The sequence below is a fragment of the Pseudochrobactrum kiredjianiae genome, assembly GCF_030362795.1.
Lineage (GTDB): Bacteria > Pseudomonadota > Alphaproteobacteria > Rhizobiales > Rhizobiaceae > Pseudochrobactrum > Pseudochrobactrum kiredjianiae.
This window is the reverse complement of the sequence record NZ_JAUCBM010000005.1, coordinates 47925-65164: the sequence shown is the minus strand read 5'-3', so window position 1 is coordinate 65164 and position 17240 is coordinate 47925. Positions and strand designations below refer to the sequence as shown.

The window sequence follows — 17240 nt, the reverse complement described above, 5'->3', positions numbered from 1 at the left end:
CCGGCTCGCTGACGCTGCCGGATTTTCGTTTTTCTGAGTGTAAGCTCTTTTAAGAAACGCTGCGCCCATTCATGCCGGCATCTTCGGCAGTTGCCATTGCGATATGGCATTGAGCGGCGGTTTTAACCAGACCTGCCGCAAGTGCTGCACCAACGCCGGAGCCGAGGCTGATATTCAGATCAAGCAATGGGGCTTTGCCCATTTTCTCCAGCAACAGGCGATGGCCCTGCTCCGCAGAAACATGGGAGAACAGGCAATGATCCAGAGCTTCACCATTCATCGCCAGTAGAATTGCAGCGGCGGCACTGGCGACATAACCATCAATCAGTACCGGAATTTTCTCAGCACGTGCGGCCAGAATAGCACCGGTGATTGCAGCCAGTTCACGGCCACCCAGACGACGCAGCACTTCCAGCGGATCACGTAAGTTACCTTCATTGAGGGCAACAGCTTTTTTCACGGCAGCGATTTTAGCAGACAAAATGCTTGCATCTTCACCGGCAGCTAGTGAAACCCAGTCCTCAGCCTGTCCGCCAAACAGCGCCAGAGACATCGCAGCAGCAATTGTTGTATTGCCAACGCCCATTTCACCAATGCAGAGTAGATCCGTACCACCGGCAATCGCTTCCATGCCGAAAGCCATTGTGGCGGCACAAGTGCGCTCATCCATGGCCGCACTCATAGTAATGTCTTCTGTAGGATGCTCAAGCGCGAGATCAAAAACCTTCAAGCCCAGATCATTGGTAATGCAAATCTGGTTAATTGCAGCACCACCGGCAGCAAAATTATTGACCATATCCATCGTCAGCGATTGCGGCTGCGAGCTTACGCCCTGTGCCAGCACACCATGGTTACCGGCAAAAATCGCAACCAGCGGGCGCATAATCTGCGGCTTGGCTTTACCGCTCCATGCAGCCAGCCATTCTGCGATCTCTTCCAGACGTCCCAACGAGCCGACAGGCTTGCTCAAACGCGCTTCACGATCGCGAACCGCTTCACTGGCAAATTCGCTTTGCGACGGAAGCTGGCTGATCAGTTCACGAAAATCATCAAATGGCAGTCCGCTGTTACTCACGTTATTAAATCCGTCATTAACCGTATTGGGGGAAATTCATTTGTGCCTGCTATACGCCCTGCTCACAGTTTTTCAAAGTGCTGAAAAATGAAATTATTGTGCCCGTAGCCTAAAGCCTCCATATAGAGTGCATAAAATCGTTTGGTACAATTATCTGACAGTTTCAGGAACACTGATTATATGAACCGTTTATTCTGGCTGGTTATCGCGGCAATTGCTGTTCTTATACTTGTGCTGATCATCAATGATGAGAGCGGCACCACGCTTGGCCTTGCCAATGATGATTTTGCCGATGCGGCCTATATGAGCATTTTCGGCGTTGTTGTGGCGGCCGGTCTGCTTGGCTCCGGCATCCCGCTCAATCACGTCATGCGCAATATTGCGATCTGGGCAGTGATTATTCTCGGCCTCGTCACCGGCTATCAATATCAATATGAGCTGAAAAACATCGCTAACCGCGTCACTGCCGGTCTGATACCCGGCACTGCCATCAGCAGTAACAATGCAGATGGCTCGGAGATTGTCAGCATCAGCCAGTCTGCAAATGGACATTTTGAGGTTAATGCTCTGGTCAATGACCAGCGCGTCAACTTCATGGTCGATACCGGTGCCTCAACCATCGTGCTGACGCAGGCCGATGCGCAGAGAGTTGGCATTGATACCAGCAATCTCAAATATACGGTTCCGGTCAGTACTGCCAATGGCCGTACTATGGCTGCGACGGTGCCTTTGCAGGAAATAAAAATCGGCAATATCGTCCGCTATGATTTGCGGGCTCTGGTCTCGCAGGAGGGGCAGCTCAGCGGCAGTTTGCTGGGGATGAACTTCATGAACAGCCTGAGCGCCTATAGTGTGCAACGAGATCAACTGATCCTGACCGACTAAAACTGGACAGATTCGCCCATAATGAGTATGTCCGCCTGAAACGACACATAAAGAAGATGATTGTGACCACACCAGCTAAACTCTATGCCGCCAAAACCTTTTCCATAGCGCCCATGCTCGACTGGACGGACAGGCATTGCCGTTTTCTGCATCGTCTTCTGACACGCCATACCCTGCTCTATACGGAAATGGTGGTGGCTGATGCCGCTATTCATGGCAAACGCGACCGTTTGCTAGGCTTCTCCGATCAAGAACATCCGGTCGCTTTGCAGCTTGGCGGCTCTGATCCGGTGAAGCTTTCGGAAGCAGCAAAAATCGGCGAGTCCTTCGGCTATGATGAGATCAATCTCAATGTCGGCTGCCCGTCAGATCGCGTGCAATCCGGTGCTTTCGGTGCCTGTTTGATGCTGACACCACAGCTGGTTGCAGATTGCGTTGCCGCGATGAAGCAGACAGTGAACATTCCGGTCACAGTAAAATGCCGTATCGGCGTGGACGATCAGGATCAGGAAGTCGCACTGTCGGAACTCAGCCGCATGGTAATTGCAGAGGGTGCAGACGCGCTCTGGGTACACGCCCGTAAAGCATGGTTGCAGGGACTATCACCGAAAGAGAACCGCGATATCCCGCCACTGGACTATGACCGCGTGTATCGTCTGAAACAGGATTATCCGCAGCATTTTATCGGCATTAATGGCGGCATTACCAGTATGGAGGCAACAGCGCTCCATTTACAGCATACAGACGGCGTTATGATGGGCAGAACCGCCTATCATACACCAATGGTTCTGCGCGACGTGGATCGCCTTGTTTATGGTGATGAAACCGCCCCTCTCTCCATGGAGGATGTGCTGGATATTATGTGTGATTATTCAGACCGGCATATTGCTGATGGTGGCCGTCTCACGCATGTTTCACGTCATATGGTCGGGTTGTTTCAGGGGCAGGCCGGATCACGCCGCTGGCGGCAGATTCTCTCGACGGATGCCACGCGCAATGATGCGGACAGCAAAACCATCCGTAAAGCCTATCAGGTGATGTGTGAAACCGCTGCGGAAGTGGAAGAAAACAACGCCGCCCGTGCGGAACAGGCGGCGGAATAATTCACGTCCATTCAAGCATCCCAAAGATCGAAGCGCTCTGCAGAGCAGCTTGAGATTTGGGTTATGACGAGGCGAAAATGGTGGTTCTTGAGAACCGGAGCGGAATGTACATTTGGTAAATGAGCACCGGAAGCGCAAAGAAACGCCATTTGCAGACCGTCAGAGCCCTGATATCAGCTTACTCTTTTGGATTCACGCCAGACCGAGCGCACCACCGGCACATCGTCGATGGCATTCACGCGCACGAGATCAGCACGCAAACCTTCTGCGATTGAGCCACGATCTGTCATGCCCACAGCTTTGGCCGGATTCGTGCTGACCATACGGATAGCCTGAGGCAGATCAATATGCTCAACCACATGCGCAAGATTGAAAGCACCCTGCAACATGCTGAAAGGGATATAATCCGACGAGATAATATCGAGATAGCCTTTTTCAGCCAGTTCCAGTGCCGACACGTTACCGGAATGCGAACCGCCGCGCACCACATTCGGCCCGCCCATCATCACACCAATACCGTTGGCGTGTGATGCCGCTGCGGCTTCAACCGTGGTCGGAAACTCGGCAACCGCCACACCATGCGCTACAGATTCATTCACATGCGCGACTGTCGCATCATCATGGCTTGCCAGCATAATGCCATTTGCATGGCAATAATCAGCAATCAAAGCGCGGTTTGTTGTCGAATTGCGCTGTGATTCACCAACACGGCGATCACAATAGGCCTGATAATCACTTTCGCTGACTTTGTTCTTACGCATGAAATAAATACGGTAAGATTCCATATCTGGAAACTGGCGCTGCCCCGGCGCATGATCCATAAGAGAGGCAAGACGCACACCAGACGCACCGCGCAGACGTTCAAAAGCGCTGATACAATCATTGGACGACACTTCGCAGCGCAGATGCAGATAATGTTCCGAGCGCAAACGACCTTGGCTTTGCGCGGCCTGCAAGGCATCGGCCAGCAGCAACATGTCATCAATAACAACTTCACACTCACCGTCATGCCCGACGCGCAAAGCATCAAACACAGTGGTGATTCCCGAGGCGGCAATCTGCGCATCATGCGCCTGAATAGCCGCCAGCGGGTTCCAGCGTACTTTCGGGCGGGGTGCATAATGACCTTCCAGATGGTCGGTATGTAGCTCCACCAGCCCCGGTATCAGATAGTCACCTTCCATATCCTTGCCAGAGGCCGTGATTGTATTATCAATCGCAGCAATTTTTCCCTCGCGCATCACAACCGTACCGGTGATGATTTCATCAGGAAGGACAATCCGTGCATTGGTCAGGATTGTTTCAGCAGGCATAGTCTTATCGGAAGCGGACATATTTTCTCTTACAAATTAAATGCTTACTCAGCGGCGAGTTTTACCGCCTGCTTTTCAACTGAATTCATGTTCTGAGCTGTAACAGGTTTGCCTGCCGAAGTCTGCCCTACAGTCTTGTCTGTTAAGGAGTGACCAACGGGCTTGCCCGTTAAGGGATGCAGAGAATGGACTTCGAATGGTACACCTGATTCTGCTTCGGTAAACAGAGCCAGATTGGTGATTTTGACAGGATCGCTCAGCACCGGTGCAAAAAATTCTTCCAGCACAGTGCGCACATGCGCCTGCTTTTCTTCCGGCACCGCGCCGGTGAGTGTCATATGAAAGCGGAACTGCTCGAACACATAAGGATAGCCCCACTGGTCGAGATTGGCACGATGAATTGCATCCATTTTTTCCGGCTTGCGCTTGGCCATTTCCTGCTCATTCAGCGGCGCACGGAAGCGCTCGAAATGCACAACCACATCATTGGCCAACTGTTGCAGCTCGTCACAAGGCTCTGCAGGCACCAGCGCAAAGAACGGTCCGATCTGTGACACTTTAAGACGCGGCAACTGCACCGCCTGATAGGCCGAAGCAAAATGCATCAGACAAGCAAGCAGGTGATGCTCTTCGTAATCCTCATGCAGACGGAACGGTGCTTTCAGTGTCGCATGAAAACCATAACGGCGCGGCTCTTCTGTCAGCGCGCTCACTTCTTCAGGACTAACAGAACCAATGACCGGCGTGCGGACGACCATACCGTTAAACGCATTGCGTCCAAGCCAGTTGGCGGCTACGCGCAACAGCGGATCATGAGCGGATGGTGTAAAATAAATTCCGTAACGCATAAAAATCCCTTTTCACAGGTTCACGAACCGGCATGTCAGACGTAAGCCGCAATGCTTTATCATAAGAGGCCTGATGATGCGGGCTCTATAAACCTATAGTCCGCACCTATTATGACAAAACGCCAAAAAACGCCTATATACCCCAAAAATTAGAAAAAACATCGAACCGGCTTTTAGAAAAAATCTTTAAAAACAAACACAACTGAACAATTTTCAAATCAAGCCGGTAGGCACGATTGCAACATAGGACAGGCAATCAGAATTTCCATAGCTGCCAAAACTTTCAGGCATAAAACGAATGGCACGCAATATGATGTGCCATCCGCATGATTGTGATTTTGCCGGATTTACAGCCCCAGACCGCCGATGCAGACATATTTGGTATCAAGATAATCCTCGATTCCCTGATGCCCGCCTTCTTTACCAAGCCCCGATTCTTTCAAACCGCCGAACGGTGCTTCCACAGTTGAAATCAGCCCCTCATTGACGCCGACCAGACCATATTTCAAGCCTTCCATCACACGGAAAGCACGGCCGAGATCCTGCGTATAGAAATAACAAGCGAGACCATATTCCGTATTATTGGCCTGCTCAATCACATCTTCTTCGGATTTAAATTTATAGACCGGTGCAACGGGGCCAAAAATCTCTTCTTTGGTGAAGCGCATTCGCGGTTTGGCATCGGCAATCACAGTCGGTTCAAAATAAGTACCGCCCAGCGCATGCCGCTGACCTCCGGTTACAACACGTCCGCCTTTTTTCACGGCATCAGCGATAAATTCTTCAATCTTCTCAACTGCGTTCATATCAATCAGCGGGCCTTGCTGTGTACCGTCTTCCAGCCCGTTGCCGATTTTAAGCTGCTCCACGGCTGCCGTGAATTTCTCAATAAAGCGGGCATAAATCTTGGATTGGACAAAAAACCGGTTGGTACAAACACAGGTTTGGCCGGAATTGCGGAATTTTGCAGCAATCGCTCCCGCCACGGCACGATCCAGATCAGCATCATCAAAAACAATGAAAGGCGCATTGCCACCCAGTTCCATCGAAACCTTTTTGACTGTGCCTGCCGTCTGCTTCATTAAAAGCTTGCCCACCGCTGTTGAACCAGTGAAAGTCAGTTTGGCAATTTGCGGATTACGGGTCAGCTCACCACCGATTTCACTGGCCGAGCCGGTGAGAATATTGACGACACCGGCAGGGATGCCCACCTCTTCACACAACACACCCCAGACAAGACCGGAATATGGTGTTTGCGTTGCCGGTTTGACCACAACCGTACACCCCGATGCCAAAGCAGGGCCGATTTTACGCGCCAGCATGGATGACGGAAAGTTCCACGGCGTAATCGCAGCGACAACACCCACCGGCTCTTTCGTCACCATAATGCGCCGGTCTGCCCAAGGGGACGGCACCACATCGCCATAAACGCGCCGTGCTTCTTCCGCATACCAAAGAATATAGGCAGCAGAACTTGCCACCTCGCCTTTGGCCTCGGTCAGCGATTTCCCCTGCTCCATGGTCAGAATTTCAGCCAGCGCATCCAGATTGGTCAGGATCAGATCATGCAATTTGCGCATTTTCTGCGCGCGTTCATTGGCTGTGGTTTTGCGCCATGTTTTAAACGCCTGTGCAGCAGCTTCAATCGCGCGCACAGTCTCTGCTTTACCGGATTTCGGAACAGTTCCCAGCACCTTGCCGGTTGCCGGATTAATCACATCAATTGTGGCACCACTGTCTGCAGCAACCCACTGACCGCCAATCAGATTAGCCTGTTTGATAAACCGGCTGGTATTTGCCGTCATACTCTCTCTCCTCAAGACAATACATGCAAATTTCCTCATATTTACATGCTTGTTTTCCCGTTCCATTCAAGGGATGACACTGGCCTAAAGTCAAGGGAAAGCGTGGAATTATAGCGCTACAACAACCGCCTCAACCCCAGACGGCCTGCGCCAGAGCAATCCACATTGCCAGTGTCAGAGCAGAGGCCGCCGTTGCCAGCACCATCGAGGTTGAAGACAGCCCCTGCCCGACGCCGAATCGTGTGGCAATCAGATAGGAATTGACGCCGGACGGCAGCGCCGCAGCGGTAATCGCAACCTTAGCAGTTAAAGGCGGCAGACCAACAAACCACGCAGCCGCAAAAACCACGGCAGGCATCAGCAGCAGTTTGAAAGATGCATTCACGCCAGCAGCCATGACATTGCCGGAAATGCCGAATTTCTTCAGCCCCATTCCCATAGCGAACAGAGCCAGAGGCCCCGAAACATCGGCCAGCATCGAAATCAACTGCATCGGCAATTGCGGAATCGAAAAGCCTGAAAGGCGCACCAGCCAGCCGCTAAGAATACCAATCACCAGCGGATTACGTAGCAAGGTCGTGAAAAATTTGATGATCGTATCTAACTTGCCGGTCTCGCCGCTGATAACACCATCTTTGCGCAACGCCCATTCATTGAGCATCAGCGATGCAGCCATCATCAAGGGCATATGAACCGAGATAATCAGCGAGATGATAACAAGCCCCTCTTGCCCGTAAACACCGAGCATAAGCGGCATACCGAGAAAGACCAGATTAGAGAAAGCTCCGGTCACACCAGCCACAACGCCTGCGCGCCGGTCGCGGCCGAACATCCACCTTATGCCGCAATGCGCGGCTGTCCATGCCACGATCACGCCGGTAAAATAGACCAGCCATAGTTCCCACGGGCTTCCCATACTGAAGTCGGCAGTCATCATTGTGCGGAATAACAGCAGCGGCGTGGATACCACAAAAACAAAATCAGCAAGACCATCGCCGGTCGCATCGCTTAAAATCTTCAAGCGTGCAAATATGTAGCCAAGCATAATGATGCTGAAGATGATTGTAATTGTAGCCGCGAGACCCATATTTCACCATACTTATCTGTAATGCCGCATGAAATCTGCGCTATACATCATCTGTGATTCCCACAGTGATGTATAAATAGTGAGCGGTTCCAGTTATGTCAGTTATAATTGAATCGTTGAAACCGCTCTGATTATTTGTTTTACGCATTACCAAACTCTTACTGATTTCTTCATAAATTTGCGCAATATGAAAAATCAACCGGAGCATCTGAAACAGTTTTCAGACCGGACGAGTGTAGTTTTTAAAAGCAGCGTTTTTCCTGCCTCATATGTCAGGTCAGGAATGGTTCTGTGCAAAGATCGCTCATCGTATTTAGCTTTTGCTGTGGCAAAATAGTATAAGCCGGTGAGCTTCATATTCTCAGGGTCTTACTCAGAGGGGGAATATATCTTTCCCTTTTGAGCGAAAAACGCTAGACACGCCCTGATTAAACAACGATGCCTGCTGGTTCGGGCCTGATACAAGGATTATCAAATTGTCCTCAACATTTGACAAAGTAGCTGATATTATTGCTGAAACCAGCGAAATTGACCGCGCTTCCATTACGCCAGAAAGCCACACAATCGATGATCTGGGCATTGATAGCCTCGATTTCCTCGATATCGTTTTCGCGATTGATAAAGCTTTCGGCATCAAAATTCCTCTGGAACAGTGGACTCAGGAAGTTAACGAAGGCAAAGCCGATACTGAAGCTTACTTCGTTCTGAAGAATCTCTGCGCCAAAATCGACGAACTCGTCGCTGCCAAGCAGGCTTAATTTAAGTTAAATTGACGCGCAGTGTGGATAAAAAGCCATGCTGCGCGTCTTTTTACAGGCAGTGGCATGTAACCTCGTGTTTTCTTAAACACGACGGACTACTAAATGTGATAATCAATCACAAAACATTGATCGCCGCTTGATGCGGCTTTTGTCATTGTTAAATAGCTATTTGGGTTAAACAGTCATTTGGGGCGATTGCCCCTTTGGATATCAGTCCACTGTCAGATCCTGCCTTCGGGTAAGTAACGACCGGAAATCAAGCGAGCAGCTCATGCACAGCAAAAAAGTTCTCATCACCGGCATCGGCCTCATCACCTCTCTGGGTGAAGGTGTGGATGCCCATTGGTCTGCCCTCACCTCGAAGGATGTGCAACCGAAGCTCGATACAGAGAATTTCGCTCCTTACACAGTTCATCCCTTAAGCGAAGTTGACTGGTCACAGCAGATCCCAAAACGCTCAGACCAGCGCCAGATGGAAACATGGCAGCGTCTCGGCACCTATGCGGCAGGTCTTGCCCTGCAAGATGCCGGTATTGAAGAAAATGAAGCGCTTTGCTCGACGATGGATATGATTGTGAGCGCCGGTGGCGGCGAACGCGATATCAGCGTCGACACACAAATTCTCGATGCAGGCCGTGGCAATAATAGTCCAGGCATGATGCTCAACGAAAAGCTCTCCACAGAACTGCGCCCGACGCTGTTTCTGGCTCAGCTTTCCAACCTTCTTGCCGGTAATATTTCAATTGTTCATAAAGTTACCGGATCATCGCGCACATTCATGGGCGAAGAAGGCTCAGGCATTTCCGCTGTGGAAACCGCAGCAGCCCGCATCCGCACCGGCCAGAGCACGCATGCGCTCGTTGGCGGTTCTTATAATGCTGAACATTTCGACATGCTGCTCGGCCACGAGCTTGGCGGCTTCCTGAAGTCCGACGGCTGGGCTCCGGTCTGGGCGCGTGAAGGCTCCCAGGGCGGCGGCATGATCACCGGTTCCGGCGGCATCTTCCTCGTTCTCGAAGAAGCCGAACATGCCAAAGCCCGTGGCGCTCGCGCCTATGGTGAAATCGCATCTATCTCCAGTGGCCAAATTCGTCGCGCCAAGGAAGACCTTACCGCTGCTGTTTCCGCGCTGATTGAAGATAACAGCTTTGTTGTTACAGGCGCATCCGGCGCTCATCAACCGACAGCCGCAGAAAAAGCCGCTTTGAGCGCTAAAGGTGCCAGCTATCGTGGCGTATCCGGCCTGTTCGGGCATATGCGCGAAGCCCAGTTCCCGCTGGCTCTTGCTCTTGCCGCGCTCAGTGTCTGGAAAGGCGAAGCTTTTGCGCCGCTATCCGGTGATGAAGCAGCACGCAGCGGTGCGCTGGATCGCGCCACAGCACTCACTGTCGGAGCCACCCGCTCCGAGGGTGCAGCTATTATTGTTAAAGCCTGATCGGAGTTCATCATGTCCAAATTTACCGATCATCTCGGCCGCCCTCTCGTTGCCATTACCGGCGCCGGTGTTGTTTCCCCGCTGGGAACCGGCAAAGAAGATAACTGGAACGCCCTGACCGGCGGTCAGTCCGGTATTCACGAAATCAATCGTTTCCCAACTGAGAATCTCAAAACCCGCATCGCTGGTACTGTGGATTTCCTGCCGGAAAGCACAATCGGCGCATCTGCTCTGTCTGAAAAACTGGCACGTCTCGCCGGTGAAGAAGCCATTGCCCAATCCGGCCTGTCGGTCACTGACTTCGGTGGCCCGCTGTTTCTGGCAGCACCGCCGGTTGAACTGGACTGGAAAAGCCGCTTTGCACTGGATGCTCTGGTGAAAAATCAAGGTGAGCCAAGCTATCAGTTGCTGCTGGAAGCTTGCCGTGCCAATCCGCGTATGGACGAATTTAACACTACACAGTTCGGCTATATTGCCGAGCGTCTGGCCGATATTTTCGGCACACGCGGCCTGCCGGTGACTATGTCCACCGCTTGTGCTTCGGGTGCTACGGCTATTCAGTCCGGCGTTGAAGCCATTCGCCGTGGCGAAAGCGATCGCGTTCTGGCTATCGGCACTGACGGTTCCGTATCGGCTGAAGCCCTGATCCGCTTCTCGCTGCTCTCGGCTCTGTCCACCCAGAATGATCAGCCGCATAAGGCTTCCAAGCCATTCAGCAAGGATCGCGATGGTTTCACCATGGCTGAAGGTTCCGGCGCACTGGTGATGGAATCGCTGGAAAGCGCAATTGCTCGTGGTGCAAAAATCCTCGGCATTCTCAAAGGCTGCGGTGAAAAAGCGGATGATTTCCACCGCACCCGCTCCAGCCCTGATGCTTCACCGGCTATCGCAACTGTGCGTGCAGCACTGGATGATGCCGGTCTGACCATTGACGATATCAGCTATGTCAACGCGCATGGCACATCGACACCAGAAAATGACAAGATGGAGTATCACACTCTGTCCTCCGTCTTCGGTGAACGCATCAGCTCAATTCCGGTCTCTTCCAACAAATCGATGATCGGTCATACACTGACTGCTGCCGGTGCGATTGAAGCCGTGTTCTCGCTGCTGACCATTCAGACAGGCACCTTGCCGCCGACCGTCAATTACGACAATCCTGATCCGGCTATTCCGCTTGACGTGGTGCCTAATGTAAAACGGGATGCTAATGTTACCGCCATTCTGTCGAACTCGTTCGGCTTTGGCGGTCAGAATGCCAGCCTCGTGGTTGCAGCGCCGCTTTAAGCGCGCAACTCCGATCAGGCACTCAAAATAATAAGGATAAGATCACAATATGCGCGCTTTACAGCTCCTAGATGACCGCCGTTTGGAAATCACCGATATTCCGGCTCCTGAAAAGCCGGGCTTTGGTGAAGTTACCGTCAATATTAAAGCGGTTGCCCTCAACCATATCGACGTATGGGGCTGGCGCGGCATGGCTTTTGCCAAGCGTAAAATGCCTCTGGTCATCGGTGCGGAAGCATCCGGCGTTGTCACCGCCATCGGTGAAGGCGTATCCAATGTGCTTCCGGGGCAGCTGGTGTCGATCTACGGCGCACGCACCTGTGGCCTGTGTAAAGCCTGCCGCGAAGGCCGCGACAATCTTTGCGAACATGTTTCAGGTGTGCATGGTTTCCATCTTGATGGTTTTGCCTGTGAAGCCGTGAACCTGCCAGCCCGTTTGCTGGTCGCAGCACCTCCGGGTGTTGATGCTATTGGTGCGGCTGTTGCTCCTGTCACTTTCGGCACGGTTGAACATATGCTGTTCGACAATGCCAAGCTGCAGCCGGGTGAAAGCATCCTGATTCAGGCCGGTGGTTCAGGCATTGGTACTGCTGCTATTCAGCTTGCTAAGAAAATGGGTTGCACCGTTTACACCACTGTCGGCTCTGATGATAAAATCGAAAAAGCCAAAGCACTTGGTGCAGATCACGTTATCAACTACCGTGAAGACCGCTTTGAAGGCGTGATGCGTAAGCTCACCAAGAAAAAAGGCGTCGACGTGGTGTTCGAGCATGTTGGTGCCGATACATGGGCTGGTTCGATGCTGTCGCTCAAGCGCGGTGGCCGTCTGGTAACTTGCGGCTCCACCTCCGGTGTTTCCACCAGCATGAACCTGATGATGCTGTTCCAGCAGCAGCTCAAATTGTTTGGCTCGTTTGGTTGCCGCATGGAAAACATGGCCGATGCTATGCAGAAAATGGCGCAGGGCGTTGTCTCTCCAGTAATTGATACTGTGGTTGGCTTTGACCAGATCGACAGTGTTTTGAAGCGTATGGAAAGCCGTGACGTCTTCGGCAAAATCATTCTGACGATTGATTGATCCTGCGTTTTTAACGCGTATTTATGACAGCGTCCTGTGTTTTCGGAATAGGCTCGAAAACACAGGACGCTGTAAATTTATCCAGACTTAAGGCACTTTATGTTCAAGCTGAAACTCCTTGCGTTCAAATATTGGCAAAAATTGAAAATTGCCAATTACTGGCTATGGGCGCAGGCAGTCTTTCTTCTGCTGGCATTCTTACGTTTGCTGCCAGCCAAAGCCGCCATTCGTTTTTCTGCGTGGGTTGCACGCAAAATCGGCCCGTTGTCGTCACGTCATAAAGTGGCAACACGCAATCTCGCCAATGCCTATCCTGAGAAATCGCCTCAGGAGATTGAAGAAATCGCGCTGGAAATGTGGGACAGCATGGCGCGCTTGCTGGCTGAATATGTCTTTCTCGATGCAATCTTTGATTTTGATCCGGACGCGAAAGAAAAAGGCCTGATTGAAGTTGAGGGCGAAGAAATCTTCCGCCGTCTGCTCGATGAGAAGAAGCCGCATATTTTCTTCACCGCGCATACCGGTAATTTTGAACTACTGCCTATTTGCGCTGCAACTTTCGGCCTCAATGTTACCGCCCTCTTCCGTCCGCCGAACAATCCGTTTGTCGCCCGCAAAGTGCTGAAAGCACGCCGCACCAATATGGGACATCTGGTGCCGTCCAAAGCCGGTGCGGCATGGTCGCTGGCAGCGGTACTCGGTCAGAATGACAATGTTGGCATGCTGGTTGACCAGAAATTTGCCCGCGGCGTTCCAAGCACATTCTTTAATCAGCCTGTTAAAACCAATCCGCTTTTGGCAAAGCTGGCACGTCAGTATGATTGTGATGTTTATCCGGCACGCTGTATCCGTTTGCCCGGCGGTCGCTACCGGCTGGAATTGTCGGAACGCATGGAACTGCCGCGTGATGAAAGCGGTCAGGTTGATATTGCCGCCACAGCTCAGTTGCTCAATGATACGGTTGAGGGCTGGGTACGCGAATATCCCGGTCAATGGATGTGGTTCCACAAACGCTGGGGCTAACCGCAACTTTAGCTATATGCGACCTCACATAAACTTGTATGGACACGCATAGCATGCTAACCGCCTGCAAACGGAACAGAACCTCGCTCAAGGCTTAGAAACAAGGATCTCCTCATGTCCCGCCCGATTATCATTGCACCTTCTATTCTCGCTTCTGACTTTTCCAAGCTCGGTCAGGAAATCAAAGATGTTGTGACAGCTGGTGCAGACTGGATTCATATCGACGTGATGGATGGTCACTTTGTTCCAAATATCACCTTTGGTCCGGATGTGGTAAAGGCAATCCGCCCGCACACAGATGCAGTGTTCGACACGCATTTGATGATTGCCCCTTGTGATCCTTATCTGGAAGCCTTTGCCAAAGCCGGTTCGGACATCATCACAATTCATGCCGAGGCTGGCCCTCACCTGCACCGCTCGCTGCAAGCAATCCGCAACCTCGGCAAAAAAGCCGGTGTAGCGATCAATCCGGGCACCCCTGCCTCTGTGCTTGAAAATGTGATTGATGATGTTGATCTCATTCTGGCAATGACAGTTAATCCGGGCTTCGGCGGTCAGAAATTCATCACCTCCATGCTGCCGAAGATTACGCAGCTCAATGCGCTCATCGGCAACCGCCCGATTGATTTGCAGATTGACGGTGGTGTTACCGCAGAAAATGCCGGTGCTGCTGCAAAAGCCGGTGCCAATTCTCTGGTGGCCGGTTCCTCCATTTATAAAGCCGGTAATCTTGAAGGTTACCGCACGAATGTCGAGGCAATCCGCAAAGCTGCCGAACAAGGCCGCGCATAAGATTTTGATTAACAGGCGGGCGAGTATTATAGGAAAAGTGGGAACCGGTTTTCCGTAAAAATACGTAAATAAACCAAATATCCGCCTGAAATTTTTAAAACGACCGGTTCACCGGTTCTCCCATCTAGTTACTTTAGGAAACGCACATGATCCCGCGCTATTCCCGCCCTGAAATGGTTGCCATCTGGTCGCCGGAAACCAAATTCCGCATCTGGTTTGAGATTGAAGCTCATGCCTGCGATGCGCTGGCTGAAATCGGCGTTATCCCGAAAGAATCCGCAAAAACCATCTGGGAAAAAGGCGGCGCGGCCAAGTTTGATGTTGCCCGTATTGATGAGATCGAAGCTGTCACCAAACATGACGTGATCGCATTCCTCACCCATCTTGCTGAATTTGTTGGTCCTGACAGCCGTTTCATCCATCAGGGTATGACTTCGTCGGACGTTCTCGACACTTGCTTCAACGTGCAGCTGATGCGTGCAAGTGACCTGCTGCTCGCTGATCTCGACAAGCTGCTGGCAGCGCTGAAAACCCGTGCTTACGAGCATAAAGATACCATCACCATCGGCCGCAGCCATGGTATCCACGCTGAACCGATCACTTTCGGCGTTAAAATGGCACTGGCCTATGCAGAATTTGAACGCTGCCGCGCCCGTCTGGTTGCAGCACGTGAAGAAATCGCGACCTGCGCAATCTCCGGTGCGGTTGGCACATTCGCCAATATCGACCCGCGCGTTGAAGAACATGTTGCCAAGTCGCTCGGCATGAAAGCCGAGCCGGTTTCCACGCAGGTTATCCCGCGTGATCGTCATGCCATGTATTTCTCGGTTCTGGCGGTTATCGCATCCTCTGTTGAGCGCCTGTCGGTTGAAATTCGTCATTTGCAGCGCACAGAAGTGCTGGAAGCAGAAGAATATTTCTCACCGGGTCAGAAGGGTTCTTCTGCAATGCCGCATAAGCGCAATCCGGTGCTGACAGAAAACCTTACCGGTCTTGCCCGCATGGTTCGCTCGATGGCGCTGCCTGCAATGGAAAACGTGGCTCTGTGGCATGAGCGCGATATTTCGCACTCCTCCGTTGAGCGCATGATCGGCCCTGATGCGACGATCACGCTCGACTTCGCCCTCGCCCGTCTGACCGGCGTAATCGAGAAGCTGCTTGTTTATCCTGAAAACATGATGAACAACCTGAACAAGTTCCGTGGTCTGGTACATTCGCAGCGTGTACTGCTGGCGCTCACTCAGGCAGGCGTATCCCGTGAAGATTCATACCGTCTGGTACAGCGCAATGCGATGAAAGTCTGGGAACAAGGTAAAGACTTCCTTGAAGAACTGCTTGCTGATGCGGAAGTTCGCGCAGCACTCTCCGAAGAGCAGATCCGCGAGAAATTTGATCTCGCTTATCATACCAAGCACATTGATACGATTTTCAACCGCGTTTTTAAGTAATCCAGCTTATATTCAAGCAATAAAAAAGCCCCGCCTGAAAATTCAGGCGGGGCTTTTACATTCCAGAGCATTTGTATCTGTATCAAAAAGCGGCAGACGCCAGCGAAAATGGTGATTTGCGAGCATCGGAACGGAGCGTACTGATAGTACGTGAGTACCGAAGCACAGAAAATTGCCATTTGCAGCCAAGTCGGGCGACTTTTAGATCAGATACTCAGATTTTATTGATGCGGATCTCATTCCCCCACGGATCATCAACAACACGAGTTTTTACGTCCCGCGTATCATTGATCTGGACAAAAGACAGACCGCTGCGATCGAGATCACGTTTTCCGGCACCAGCGCTCTGCCAGATATTATTGGCAATGTGGTGATGATAGCCGCCGGATGATAGAAACACAGCTTTTGAGCCGTATTTTGCGACCGTATCGAAAGCCAGTTCATCATGCCACCAGTCATCCGCAGGCTGGATTTGCCCGACACGCAGATGCACGTGACCAACAACAGTGCCTTCCGGTGCTTTTGTCCATTCAGACGGCGCATTGTTCAGCTCTTGCAAAAGACCGTTCACATCCATTGCATCGGTGACCATATGCACCTGATCGCCGTTCCATAGCCATGTTTCCGGTGCGCGGTCGGTATAAATCTCAATACCGTTGCCATCAGGGTCGGTAAGATAAACGGCCTCGCTCACCGCATGGTCAGAAGCACCGGCAACCGGCAATTGCTTGTCAATCGCACGTCTGATCCAGCGCGCCAGATCAGCACGTTGCGGCAACAAAAATGCGGTATGAAACAGACCTGCACTACGCGGATCGTCCTGTTTCAATGCCGAAGATTGTTCAATTTCCAGCAATTCACGACCACCGGCCCCAAGAACAATCGAAGAGCCGCGGCGTGCCATTTCGCGCAAGCCGACAATTTCTTCATAATAGTGCGCAAGCGTTTCAGCATCGCGCGATTTCAGGCCAACGCGTTCAACATAGGCAGGACGTGTGACTGCAAACGGTAATTTGCTCATATTCTCATTCCTATTCCTGTAGCCGCATAGTCTTGCCAGCAATAACAGGGTAGCGGTTACTTTCACATAATCTATACATCGCTTGTAGGTTGATAAGTTGCAATCCTCGGAGCGGCAAACACGCTGTTCATATTTTAAGATACAATGGCCGGATTAAACACGAAACTGTCTACTCAGAAGAAACAGTCTCAATTTGCTCTTTAAATCTGACTTCAGAATAATAATATGAAAGACAACAGAAATTGCGCGCTCCGCATCGGCCAGTCGCGCAGAACCAAT

The 17240-nt window shown here is 51.6% G+C and carries 13 protein-coding genes and 2 pseudogenes; 9 read left to right on the top strand and 6 right to left on the bottom strand.

The window, feature by feature from the left end; genetic code table 11:
- Positions 1–49 precede the first annotated feature (49 nt).
- The gene (gene cobT / locus QUF18_RS11580; protein WP_289387261.1) at positions 50–1075 is read right to left on the bottom strand and encodes a nicotinate-nucleotide--dimethylbenzimidazole phosphoribosyltransferase; all 1026 of its coding nucleotides are present in this window, start codon (positions 1073–1075) and stop codon (positions 50–52) included.
- Between the two features lie 180 nt (positions 1076–1255).
- Here cobT and QUF18_RS11575 point away from each other — a divergent pair, with 180 nt between their 5' ends.
- Positions 1256–1960 carry a TIGR02281 family clan AA aspartic protease gene (locus QUF18_RS11575; RefSeq protein WP_289387260.1) on the top strand — a complete coding sequence of 235 codons (705 nt, stop codon included), beginning with the start codon at positions 1256–1258 and terminating at the stop codon, positions 1958–1960.
- A 56-nt stretch (positions 1961–2016) separates the two neighbouring features.
- Positions 2017–3063, top strand: a complete 1047-nt coding sequence (gene dusA / locus QUF18_RS11570) for a tRNA dihydrouridine(20/20a) synthase DusA (RefSeq protein ID WP_374806612.1) — start codon at positions 2017–2019, stop codon at positions 3061–3063.
- A 173-nt stretch (positions 3064–3236) separates the two neighbouring features.
- Here the strand turns inward: dusA and QUF18_RS11565 are convergent, their stop codons facing one another.
- The 4 genes and pseudogenes from QUF18_RS11565 to QUF18_RS11550 all read right to left on the bottom strand — a co-directional run bounded on the left by QUF18_RS11565 (position 3237) and on the right by QUF18_RS11550 (position 8116).
- Positions 3237–4376 carry an alpha-D-ribose 1-methylphosphonate 5-triphosphate diphosphatase gene (locus QUF18_RS11565; protein ID WP_289387530.1) on the bottom strand — a complete coding sequence of 380 codons (1140 nt, stop codon included), beginning with the start codon at positions 4374–4376 and terminating at the stop codon, positions 3237–3239.
- Between the two features lie 122 nt (positions 4377–4498).
- Positions 4499–5224: pseudogene (locus QUF18_RS11560) on the bottom strand (DUF1045 domain-containing protein); the annotation flags it as partial.
- A gap of 347 nt (positions 5225–5571) precedes the next feature.
- Positions 5572–7029 (bottom strand): NAD-dependent succinate-semialdehyde dehydrogenase, encoded by a 1458-nt coding sequence (locus QUF18_RS11555; RefSeq protein ID WP_289387258.1) that lies wholly within the window; start codon positions 7027–7029, stop codon positions 5572–5574.
- A gap of 130 nt (positions 7030–7159) precedes the next feature.
- Complete coding sequence (locus QUF18_RS11550) at positions 7160–8116, bottom strand: AEC family transporter (protein ID WP_289387257.1); 957 nt, start codon at positions 8114–8116, stop codon at positions 7160–7162.
- A 476-nt stretch (positions 8117–8592) separates the two neighbouring features.
- On the opposite strand from QUF18_RS11550, the gene QUF18_RS11545 reads away from it, so the two are divergent.
- The 7 genes from QUF18_RS11545 (at position 8593) to purB (ending at position 15940) form a co-directional block, all read left to right on the top strand.
- On the top strand, positions 8593–8874 hold the full coding sequence (locus QUF18_RS11545) for an acyl carrier protein (protein ID WP_113944948.1): 282 nt from the start codon (positions 8593–8595) through the stop codon (positions 8872–8874).
- 274 nt (positions 8875–9148) lie between these two features.
- Positions 9149–10312, top strand: a complete 1164-nt coding sequence (locus tag QUF18_RS11540) for a beta-ketoacyl-ACP synthase (protein ID WP_289387255.1) — start codon at positions 9149–9151, stop codon at positions 10310–10312.
- A 12-nt stretch (positions 10313–10324) separates the two neighbouring features.
- Entirely contained in the window at positions 10325–11599 is a 1275-nt protein-coding gene (locus QUF18_RS11535) for a beta-ketoacyl-ACP synthase (protein ID WP_289387254.1), read from the top strand.
- 49 nt (positions 11600–11648) lie between these two features.
- Positions 11649–12677 carry a zinc-binding dehydrogenase gene (locus tag QUF18_RS11530; RefSeq protein WP_289387253.1) on the top strand — a complete coding sequence of 343 codons (1029 nt, stop codon included), beginning with the start codon at positions 11649–11651 and terminating at the stop codon, positions 12675–12677.
- 99 nt (positions 12678–12776) lie between these two features.
- Positions 12777–13700, top strand: a complete 924-nt coding sequence (locus QUF18_RS11525; RefSeq protein ID WP_289387252.1) for a lipid A biosynthesis lauroyl acyltransferase — start codon at positions 12777–12779, stop codon at positions 13698–13700.
- A gap of 114 nt (positions 13701–13814) precedes the next feature.
- On the top strand, positions 13815–14492 hold the full coding sequence (gene rpe / locus QUF18_RS11520; RefSeq protein WP_289387251.1) for a ribulose-phosphate 3-epimerase: 678 nt from the start codon (positions 13815–13817) through the stop codon (positions 14490–14492).
- Between the two features lie 146 nt (positions 14493–14638).
- On the top strand, positions 14639–15940 hold the full coding sequence (gene purB / locus QUF18_RS11515; RefSeq protein ID WP_289387249.1) for an adenylosuccinate lyase: 1302 nt from the start codon (positions 14639–14641) through the stop codon (positions 15938–15940).
- A 214-nt stretch (positions 15941–16154) separates the two neighbouring features.
- Here the strand turns inward: purB and QUF18_RS11510 are convergent.
- Positions 16155–16952, bottom strand: a pseudogene (locus tag QUF18_RS11510) (VOC family protein); the annotation flags it as partial.
- Between the last annotated feature and the right edge of the window lie 288 nt (positions 16953–17240).

Coding starts and splice junctions, on each gene's coding strand:
- QUF18_RS11525 (WP_289387252.1), top strand. CDS start 12,777: ATGTTCAAGCTGAAACTCCTTGCGTTCAAATATTGGCAAAAATTGAAA.
- QUF18_RS11540 (WP_289387255.1), top strand. CDS start 9,149: ATGCACAGCAAAAAAGTTCTCATCACCGGCATCGGCCTCATCACCTCT.
- purB (WP_289387249.1), top strand. CDS start 14,639: ATGATCCCGCGCTATTCCCGCCCTGAAATGGTTGCCATCTGGTCGCCG.
- QUF18_RS11550 (WP_289387257.1), bottom strand. CDS start 8,116: ATGGGTCTCGCGGCTACAATTACAATCATCTTCAGCATCATTATGCTT.
- QUF18_RS11555 (WP_289387258.1), bottom strand. CDS start 7,029: ATGACGGCAAATACCAGCCGGTTTATCAAACAGGCTAATCTGATTGGC.
- QUF18_RS11535 (WP_289387254.1), top strand. CDS start 10,325: ATGTCCAAATTTACCGATCATCTCGGCCGCCCTCTCGTTGCCATTACC.
- rpe (WP_289387251.1), top strand. CDS start 13,815: ATGTCCCGCCCGATTATCATTGCACCTTCTATTCTCGCTTCTGACTTT.
- QUF18_RS11575 (WP_289387260.1), top strand. CDS start 1,256: ATGAACCGTTTATTCTGGCTGGTTATCGCGGCAATTGCTGTTCTTATA.
- dusA (WP_374806612.1), top strand. CDS start 2,017: ATGATTGTGACCACACCAGCTAAACTCTATGCCGCCAAAACCTTTTCC.
- QUF18_RS11530 (WP_289387253.1), top strand. CDS start 11,649: ATGCGCGCTTTACAGCTCCTAGATGACCGCCGTTTGGAAATCACCGAT.
- QUF18_RS11565 (WP_289387530.1), bottom strand. CDS start 4,376: ATGCCTGCTGAAACAATCCTGACCAATGCACGGATTGTCCTTCCTGAT.